The sequence below is a fragment of the uncultured Corynebacterium sp. genome (assembly GCF_947253065.1).
In the GTDB taxonomy this organism is placed as follows: Bacteria; Actinomycetota; Actinomycetes; order Mycobacteriales; family Mycobacteriaceae; genus Corynebacterium.
Genome location: NZ_CAMXWS010000024.1, coordinates 19,691 through 27,090, shown reverse-complemented (window position 1 = coordinate 27,090; position 7,400 = coordinate 19,691). Strand labels below are relative to the sequence as shown.

Sequence of the window (7,400 nt, the reverse complement as noted above, 5' to 3'; positions counted from 1 at the left end):
TCCAGGGCCTTGCCGTATTCCTCGAAGGAACCGTCGCGGGCGCTTTCCAGGCCGCGGAGTGCGTCCTGGATGCCGTTCAGGGCCGCATCCTTATCGCCGGAAGGCTTGGAGTCCTCGGCGGACTTGTCCTCACCTTCTGCTGGCTGTTCGGCCTCCGGGTCCGGCACGCCTTCACCCGCGATGCTGATGTCCTGGGCTTCCTTGGCGTCAATGCCGACCTGGCTCAGTGCCTGGGAAACAGTCGGGGCATAGCCGACACGGTCCTTGTAGAAGACCAGCACACGCAGCAGCTTCGGGAAGGCAGATGCCTGGTCCTTGCGCTGCGAGTAGATCGGCTCGACGTAAAGGATCTCACCATCACCAACCGGCAGGGTGAGCAAGTTGCCGTTCTTCAGCGTGTTGGAACCCTCCCACAGGGTGCGATCGCGGGCGACCTGGTCGGAAGACATCAAGGCGTCTTGCGCCTGCTTTGGACCGCGGGTCTGCGTATTGGTCGGCAGGACGCGGACGGTGATCTGCCCGAAGTTCTCCGGATCGGAGGACACCGCCATGTGGGCGGAGAGGAACTCACGGTTCAGGCCACGGTACGGGGTGATCAGCTGGAAGGACGGCTTCTTCGTCTCCGGGTCGGCGGCCACGACGTAGTACGGCGGCTGGTTCAGCTCATTGCGCCCCTCCGGTGCAGTCGGGTCATTCGGGACGGACCAAAACGCATCGTTATTGAAGAACACGCCTGGGTCGGACACGTGGTAGCGGGCCAACAGTTCACGCTGAACCTTGAACAGGTCCTCCGGGTAACGAAGGTGTTCACGAAGGTCATCACTGATCTCCGAGGCCGGGTGGACAGTGTTCGGGAAGACACCCATCCATGCCTTGAGCACTGGGTCTTCCTCGTCGAAGGCGTACAGGTTCACGGAACCGTCATAAGCATCGACGGTGGCCTTGACGGAGTTGCGGATGTAACCAACCTCGTTATTCACCAGGCGCTGGTCGGTGCCCTCCGGGTTCAGTGCATCCACGGTGGTGGACTGCAAGGACGTGCGGGTGGAGTACGGCAGTGCGGACAGGGTGGTGTAGCCGTCGACGACCCACTTGATGCGGCCGTCGATAACTGCCGGGTAGGTCTGCTGGTCAGTGGTCAGCCACGGTGCGACCTTTTCCACACGCTCGCGTGGATCGCGGTCGTAGAGGATGCGGGATTCGCTGCCGACGCGATCAGACAGGATCAGGTTGAGCTCCTGGTACTTGATGGCAAAAGCAAGGCGGTCGATCGGGTTGCCAATGCTCACACCACCTTCGCCGTCATAGGTGAACTGCGAACCGTCGGTGTCGTATTCGAGCGGGCCTTGGCCCACATCACCGACGACGGCGTAATCGAGACCGTCTTCAGCAGAAGCGATGACCGGACCGTAGTAGACACGCGGCTGGTCCACGCGGATGCCCAGTTCCTCAGCGTCCTTCTTCTCTGCAGCATTCTCATTAGCCTGCAGGTCGGAGACGGTGAATACCGGAAGACCACCACGGGTGGAACCAGCATCCTGGGCGGCTTCGTCGACAATGCTTGCCTGCGCTGCAACAAAACCATTGCCGTGGGTGTACACGGTGTGGCGGTTCAGCCAATCCTTCTGGTTTTCCTGCAGAGCTTTCGGGTCGAGCTCACGGGCGGCGACAACGTAGTCACGCAGCTCGCCGTCAACCGTGTAGCGGTCCATGGCCAAGCTATCCGAGAAGCCGTAGAAGTTCTTCAACTGCTGGTTCTGGGTGAATGTCGGGCCGAGGATCTCCGGGTCGAGCAGACGGATATTGGAGATCGTGGCGGAGTCCTCGCCCACCTTCGCATCATCAGTGCTTTCGGCACCCCAGTTGTGTTCGTAGGTGACCTTGTCGTCGGTAAGCCCGTATGCCTCGCGGGTTGCTTCGATATTGCGGGCGATGTACTCGGACTCGCGCTCCTGGCGATTCGGGTTGACGGAGAACTGCTGGAGCAGAGCCGGCCAAGCCTGGCCGATGACCAGGGAGGACAGGACCATCAAGACGGTGGCCATGACCGGCACGCGCAGGTCCTTGAACACCACGGAAGCGAAGAATGCTGCTGCGACGAGCACCGCGATGACCATCAAGATGATGCGCGCGGGCAGCTGGGCATTGATATCGGTGTAGGAGGCACCGGTGAAGATGTCGTTGCGGTCGAACAGCAGGCTGTAGCGCTGTAGCCAGTAATCGAGGGCCTTGACCAGCATCCAGATACCGGCCGTGACAGCGAGCTGAATACGTGCAGCGCGGGAGATATGGCCCTTCGCACCAGTGGCCTGGCTAGCGATGCGGATGCCGCCCAACAAATAGTGTCCGATCAGGCCAACGAGGAAGGCGACGACCAGCAGCATCGACAGGACGCTGACGATCGTGGACAGTGCCGGCAAAGCGAATGCATAAAAGCCCAAATCACGACCGAATTGCGCATCGGTTGTACCGAAGGAACCACCGTTGATCCACAGCATGAAGGTACGCCAGGTGCTCTGGCCCAAAATGCCGGCCACCACACCGACAGCGAGCGGTACCCACAGCACCAGCGGACGAATGCCGGACTGGATTGCTGCACGGTTAATGGTCACCGGCGAATTCGGGTCACCGAAGGAGGCAAACCCAGCATCTTCATCACGGCCGCGCCACGCGAAGAAAGCAGCAGCCCACGCGATCGCGGCACCAACGAGGCCGAAGATCACAAACAGCGCGACGCGCGCCAGGATGGTCTTCGTGAACACACCGCGGTAGTCCAATTCACCGAACCAACGGAAATCTGTATACACCCCCACCAGCATCGGAATGAGGAAGAGCAACACGGCTATGACCGCCATGATGGTCACGAACTTATTTGAGGATTTCCCCGGCTTCGGGCTGGGGCGGTTCAGGCGCGTGGCCAAGATCGAAGCTCCTTACACAATCTATAATTTTTGAGCTATTAGGCTCTAACACTAAATTGCTTAACGCTTGAAAGACCAGAAAGGTTCCATCATGCCGGAGTTGCAACGCCCCCAACAGGCCCTGAACAAGGCGATGATGGAAGCTGTGGAATTCGTCCACGCTGAAGGTTGGGATGCCTCCCCTACCCTGTTTGCGCTGGTTCCCACCGCATTGGTGGCTGACCAGTTGGCCTCACTGGAAGAAGAGGCAGATTCCCCGCTGACGCTCATCGTCCAGGAAGATATGCCAGAGCACATTCAGCCAGGTTCGGATGAATTGGGCGATTATCTGACGCGTTTGGTCTGGCCACAGGAGATCGCGGGGTTGGTGTTGGCCCAGGAGATTATGTTCAAAGACACAGCTGAGGCCGCAGCGGGTTCTGCTCGCCCGGCGCGGTTGTTCTCTGGTGTGCTGCGTGAAGAGGGCATTGAACAGACGTTGCTGCAGCTGCGTCCTACTGAGGAGGAGCTGGAGGAAGCAGGTCCGTTCGCACAAGATGAGATCAAGTTGCGTGGTGGCCCGGGTGTAGCGCCGGCTGTTCTTGGGGCTTTGCGTTACAGCCTAGATAACGAGGACCTAGACTAAGAGGCATCAACTTCAAAGGAGTCGTTTCCACCGTGCTGTCTTCTACTGTCACCCGCGGCGTGTGCGCGTCCGTTGCACTCACGCTCGCTCTTGGCCTTTCTGCTTGCTCGTCAAAGGATGACGAGCCTGAGACACCGACCACGCCGGCATCGGAGACGACTGAAACTTCAGAGTCGAGCTCGGAGCCGACGGAGACGACCGAAACCTCGGAGTCGACCGAAACAACGTCGAATAGCCGTTGGCGCGGGGGCGGCGAAGACAAGCTCGAGGAAGTTCGCGGGGCGTTCGCTTCACTCGCACCCGAATCGCTTTTCGACGCTTTGGATACCTGCACCGAGACCAGCCTCCGCCACTCCTATGACTGCAGTGGCGCAGATATTGGTCAGTTCCAATTCTTCGAATCTGAAGCCATGGCCAAGGACACCGCGAATGTTCTGGAAGGTCTGAAGAGTTCCACGATCGTGCAGGAAACCGAAGACAAGCTCGTCGGGTGGAGCATGATCGGGCGGACAGCCGTGATCACCGTTGTGGATGTCGCTGATGGCAAGGTCATGCAGCAGATGATGTCGTCTGAGGTAGAAGACCCACGCGAGCGCATTTTTGAACTCGGCCTGGCCGAGAAGAAGCGTGAGAACACCACCCCGACGACCAGCGAAGAAACCCCGACGACGTCGAAGGAAGCTAGCTAGCGTCGCAGGTCTCTACCTCTCCGCCGGTGCTGAAGGAATGCATGGCTGAGATGGCGTCGTCAAGCGTGCGTACTTTGGCAACGACCATGCCACCGTTGTCTGCCTTGCGTGCTTCGGCGCAATTCTTTTCGGGAGCCAGGAAAAGTTCGGCGCCGCCATCGCGCGCGCCTTCAATTTTGTGCGCGATACCGCCGATGGGGCCGACGGTGCCGTCCTCGCTGATGGTGCCGGTGCCTGCAACCTTGCGGCCGCCGTTGAGCTCGCCGGGTGAAAGTTTGTCGATCACGGCAAGTGAGAAAATCATTCCTGCGCTGGGGCCGCCCACGTCGTTGAGGTTGTAGTTGACGTGAATGTCGCCGGCGGGCTCGGATGTCATGGTGATGCCAAGCAACGGCTGCTTCTCATCCTCCGGGTTTTTGCCCAGTGTGACCTTCGCCTCCTGCTCTTCACCCTCGCCGCGGATAAAAGTGATGGTCACTTCATCGCCCGGTTGCTTCTCGCGCACCATGTCCTGGACCTGCTGTGGTTCGGTGACTTTCTTACCCTCAACGGCAGTGATCGTGTCCTCGGCTTCGATCGCGCCGGATGCCGCGGAACCGTCGAGTACACCGTGGACGATCACCTTCGTCGGCTCGCCGAGGTGCTTCATTGCAGCAACGGTCGCGGCGGCCTCGGAGGCGACGAATGATGCTTCATTGTGCTCGCGCAACTCCTCGTCAGTCATGTCCCGCGGCAGAATCTGATTGATCGGTACAAGCGTGTCATTTGAGAACAACCAACGACCGATCGCCTGCCCCATGGTCATATTCGTGCGCACCGACACCGTGGTCATATCCAGGGAGCCGGACGTCTCGTCGACCTCGCCACCGGTGATCTCAATGACTGGGGTGCCCTCTACATCCGCAAGTGTGTTGAAGGTCGGGCCGGCGCTTTCTGCTGCGAAAGGCACAGTCAGCTTGATCGGCGTGCCCGGAATTCCACCGAGCATGAGTACCAATGCCAATAATGCGAGCGGGATACCGCCCCACAGGACCGCACGTTTGCGGCTGCGGTGAGGTTCGGTCTGTACTGCTGCGGGCTTTTCCACGGGTCTAAAGCCTACATGGCGCGTGTTCGCTGACAGCGTTGCTCCCTGCCTCAAAAATCATGGACCTGCACCAATCCCCGCCGGTAGGCTGGCCACCATGGTTAATGGATTCGGGTTCAATTTCCCCAACGACGACGACCGCGACCGCGATGATGATCGTGATGGCCGTGGTGACAGCAACGGCGATAATGGCCGCGGCGATCAGTCGGACCCGTTCGGCCAATTCGGTTTCGCCTTCGGCGGCGGTAACGGCGCCCAATTCAGTGGCAACCTGAGTGATATCCTTGGCCAATTCGGTGAGATGCTCTCCGGTATGGGCCAGCAGGCCAACGCACCGAAGCAGGATCCGGTTAATTATGACGTGGCGCTGAAGACGGCACGTCGCTCGATCAAGGATCCAAAGGGCGTGACGGCAAATGACCGCACTGCGGTGGATGAGTCGACTCGATTGGCCAATCTGTGGCTCGACGATGCTTCTGCCCTGCCGGATTCAGGTGCACGACCGGAAGCGTGGAATGCGGACGATTGGCTGACGAATACTCTGCCCACCTGGAAGCGTCTGGTCAGCCCTGTGGTTGAGCAGATGGACCGCGCGCAGATTGATGCGATGCCGGAGCAGGCACGGGAGATCTTCGGTCCGATCACGCAGATGCTCGGCCACTTCAACTCGATGAATTTCGGTGCCAAGCTCGGCCAAGCTCTGGGCGATCTGGCTAATCAAGCGCTCACGGGTAATGATTTCGGGTTGCCTGTTGCGCCGAGCGGTGTGATCGGAATTGTGCCGAAGAATATTGAGTCGATCTCGAACCAGCTCTCTGTGCCAGGCCAGGAAGTACTGGTGTACATCGCTGCACGTGAGGCTGCCCGCCAGCGCCTGTTTACTCACGTGCCGTGGCTGGTGGAGCGCATCGTGTCTTCAGTAGAGGAATACGCACTGGGTTTGGAGCTGGATACCTCCCATATTGAGGAGCAGATTCGTGGCCTCGACCTGGAGTCGGGTGATCCGGCGAAGATCCAGGAGGCGATGAGTGGCATGCAGGACATGGACATGTCGCCGCGCGTGACCTCCCGCAATGCGGCTGCGGCTTCCCGTTTGGAAACGCTGCTGGCGCTGGTTGAGGGCTGGGTCGAAGTCGTCGTGGAGGACGCGTTGGGCGAGCGCATTCCTTCGACGGGTGCGCTGTCTGAGTCCTGGGCACGTCGTCGCGCTACCGGTGGTTCGGCTGAGCACGCCATCAACAACATCGTGGGCATTGAGCTCGGCGCACCGAAGACGAATGAGGCGGCTGACCTGTGGCGCCGCGCCACCACGGCAGTCGGTGTGGATCGTCGTGACAAGGTGTGGGATCACCCGGACTTTCTGCCCACGGCAGAACACCTGGACAATCCGGCAGCATTCATTGACACGCTCTTGGACGATGCGCCGGATGAGAAATTCGACGAAGAGATCGCCAAACTTGAAGAGATGCTGGCCAATGAGCCCGGCCCGAGTGAGGACGATCGCCCAACGGACGAGGATCCGAACCAGGACGAGGACTAGCCACCGAAGCGCTGATAGGCCTCGAGATAGCCTTTCGCGCGCTCGGCACGCGGGGCCCGGTCGGCCCATGCCCAAAAACGTGGGCCGTGCCCGGGGATGAACGTGTGCACCAATTCGTGCACTATGACGCTGTCGAGCACCCAGTCAGGGACGTCGCGCAGCCGGTCGCTGATTCGGATCGCACCGGTGGACACTGTGCACGAACCCCACTGGGTGTTGTGGTTGGTCGCCCAGCGCACGGAACCGATTTTGGCCTTGCCGTCTAAGACCTGCTCATTGAGCTTTTTCGCCCGCGCCAGAAGGTCATCGTCGGACACAGTCTGGGAGGTGCTGCGCCGCTTCAACTTCGCCAGGATTTCCTCGACGGCTTCACGTTCCTGCGTGGCACTGAATCGTGCGGGGATACGCACTTCTACCCCATCGCCAACATGCCGGGCTTGCACAGTCCGGGTGCGCCTTGCGGAACGAATCACTTTCACCCCAGCTGGCGGCCACTGGTCTGACGATGTCGACTGAAGTGGACGTTGCATAGCTGCGG

At 60.0% G+C, this 7,400-nt stretch carries 6 protein-coding genes; 3 read left to right on the top strand and 3 right to left on the bottom strand.

The genetic code is table 11. The annotated features are described in order from the left end of the window. On the bottom strand, positions 1 to 2,855 hold a 2,855-nt coding region (locus Q0X21_RS07015; RefSeq protein ID WP_297851145.1), incomplete at its 3' end, for a UPF0182 family protein. Between the two features lie 157 nt (positions 2,856 to 3,012). On the opposite strand from Q0X21_RS07015, the gene Q0X21_RS07010 reads away from it, so the two are divergent. Further along, the gene (locus Q0X21_RS07010) at positions 3,013 to 3,546 is read left to right on the top strand and encodes a PPA1309 family protein (RefSeq protein ID WP_297851143.1); all 534 of its coding nucleotides are present in this window, start codon (positions 3,013 to 3,015) and stop codon (positions 3,544 to 3,546) included. 32 nt (positions 3,547 to 3,578) lie between these two features. After that, a complete protein-coding gene (locus Q0X21_RS07005; protein ID WP_297851142.1) occupies positions 3,579 to 4,235 on the top strand; it encodes a hypothetical protein in 657 nt (218 codons plus the stop codon). Here the strand turns inward: Q0X21_RS07005 and Q0X21_RS07000 are convergent. Beyond that, the gene (locus Q0X21_RS07000; RefSeq protein ID WP_297851141.1) at positions 4,228 to 5,322 is read right to left on the bottom strand and encodes a PDZ domain-containing protein; all 1,095 of its coding nucleotides are present in this window, start codon (positions 5,320 to 5,322) and stop codon (positions 4,228 to 4,230) included. The genes Q0X21_RS07005 and Q0X21_RS07000 overlap by 8 nt on opposite strands. 97 nt (positions 5,323 to 5,419) lie before the next feature. Between Q0X21_RS07000 and Q0X21_RS06995 the strand changes: the two genes are divergently transcribed. After that, positions 5,420 to 6,862: a zinc-dependent metalloprotease gene (locus tag Q0X21_RS06995; protein WP_297851140.1), complete on the top strand. Its 1,443-nt coding sequence runs from the start codon at positions 5,420 to 5,422 to the stop codon at positions 6,860 to 6,862. On the opposite strand, the gene Q0X21_RS06990 is transcribed toward Q0X21_RS06995, so the two are convergent. Continuing rightward, positions 6,859 to 7,392: a M48 family metallopeptidase gene (locus Q0X21_RS06990; protein WP_297851139.1), complete on the bottom strand. Its 534-nt coding sequence runs from the start codon at positions 7,390 to 7,392 to the stop codon at positions 6,859 to 6,861. The genes Q0X21_RS06995 and Q0X21_RS06990 overlap by 4 nt on opposite strands. Between the last annotated feature and the right edge of the window lie 8 nt (positions 7,393 to 7,400).

What these genes read in the sequence shown, in the direction of transcription:
- Q0X21_RS06990 (WP_297851139.1), bottom strand. Translation starts at nt 7,392, where the DNA reads ATGCAACGTCCACTTCAGTCGACATCGTCAGACCAGTGGCCGCCAGCT.
- Q0X21_RS07010 (WP_297851143.1), top strand. Translation starts at nt 3,013, where the DNA reads ATGCCGGAGTTGCAACGCCCCCAACAGGCCCTGAACAAGGCGATGATG.
- Q0X21_RS06995 (WP_297851140.1), top strand. Translation starts at nt 5,420, where the DNA reads ATGGTTAATGGATTCGGGTTCAATTTCCCCAACGACGACGACCGCGAC.